This is a genomic window from Corynebacterium sp. MSK122 (assembly GCF_030229435.2).
Classification (GTDB): domain Bacteria; phylum Actinomycetota; class Actinomycetes; order Mycobacteriales; family Mycobacteriaceae; genus Corynebacterium; species Corynebacterium marquesiae.
The window spans coordinates 1-1,460 of the sequence record NZ_JASPHV020000054.1; the positions used below are offsets into that span (position 1 = coordinate 1).

General features: G+C 53.8%; 1 protein-coding gene. It reads left to right on the forward strand.

The window, feature by feature from the left end; all coding sequences use genetic code 11:
• Nucleotides 1–161 precede the first annotated feature (161 nt).
• A complete protein-coding gene (locus tag QP934_RS11395) occupies nt 162–1,133 on the forward strand; it encodes a beta-carotene 15,15'-monooxygenase (protein WP_419127577.1) in 972 nt (323 codons plus the stop codon).
• Nucleotides 1,134–1,460: the final 327 nt, after the last annotated feature.

The following is a 1,460-nucleotide window of genomic DNA, read 5'->3' on the forward strand; positions in this document are numbered from 1 at the left end:
GCAAGACTCCAGGCGGACCATTTCGATGATCTGATGGACCGCCTTCTCCTTGAACTCGACGGAATACTTTCTAGGCATAGTTCAATCCTTCCTTAGCTGAGGTAGGAACTAAACCCAGGACGCTTCATGGAGCGAGCGGTGCTGGCATTGGAGGGCAAAGCATGAAGCTACTGTGGTACCTAGGCGATTGGTGGAGCTGGTCCTTTTTCTTTGTTGCTTTGCTGGTCATGCCCGTCATGGCGCAGGGAGCGTGGAACGTGCTCCCGGTGATCTTTTCCTTGTCGCTAATACTTACCCTGGCACCAGACTTTAAGAAGTACCAGCTGGTGGGTCTGGGTTCGAAAATCTGGAATGAGCATCGCCGCAGTCTTATTGTCCTGTGCGCATTAGCGGCAGCTATCGGCGCCCTCACCGTGCAGTTGTGGTGGGCATTGCCGATCTATGCCGTCGCAGCGGCGTGGTCTATGTACCGCAGGCCTGCTCCTACGCGGACCGGCTACACCACCAGCGGTACCCAACCCTCAAGCGGCTTCGGATGGTTCCCCCGCACCTTGACCGGGCAAACGATCTATCGACCGCAGGCCAAAGCTTGGTGTGGAGCGTGCCTGGTACAGATGATTGGCTTGGTTCTCTCCCAGTATGTGGACGCGGCTTCAGTGCTCGAATTCCTCGGCATCTTCATCTGGGTACTGACTGTTGTGCTGCTCGCCGCGGTCTTAGGCAGCTTAAGAAAATCCCTCCGCGAATACACGGTTATGGGAGGAAGTCGTAGGGATTGGTCCCGGCATACTGCAGCGCTCGGCCTGATACCTGTCCTCGCAGCTATCAGTTTCAGCGCCGGACTGACGAATGACAGTGAACTCGTTACGGCCATCGCATTGCTCGGTGCGACCTGCGCCCCGGTTTTGGTCACTCTGGAATTTCTGGAAAAGAAGAACTGCTACCTATTTATCCTCTATGCGAGCCTCATAGCCGGGATAGTCGTCGTATACGTCCAAACCCCCATCTCCACAATTGCCAAGTTCTTCTTGGCGGTGGTCTTCTATGCAGTATGGGCATTGACCCTCCCCAGCTACATGCGCCGAGCGAATGTCCACGGCGGCGGAATGAGTGGCTGGCTGGGCGTATCTTAAAGCTCTCAAAATGGTAGGTGAACTGGGGATTTGTGTTTGTTTGAGTCGCTGTGTAACTTAATACCAGTCAGCGCGACCGACAGCGCCCCACAGGAACGGCAAAGTTCCTGGCTGAAGCGGCGATAGGAAAACAGGCCCTGACAAAATAAATTTTTTGCTCACGACGAGCTACATGCGAAAGTGTGTGGTTGTTGTGTGGTGATGATGTTTGAGAACTCAATAGTGTGCCAATGTACTTTTTATTTTTTGTGTGCATGGTTGTGTGTTGATTGGTTTGTCTGCCAGCAGGCCTAGGTGGTTTGTTGGTTGGTGTGTGCCGGTTGGGTA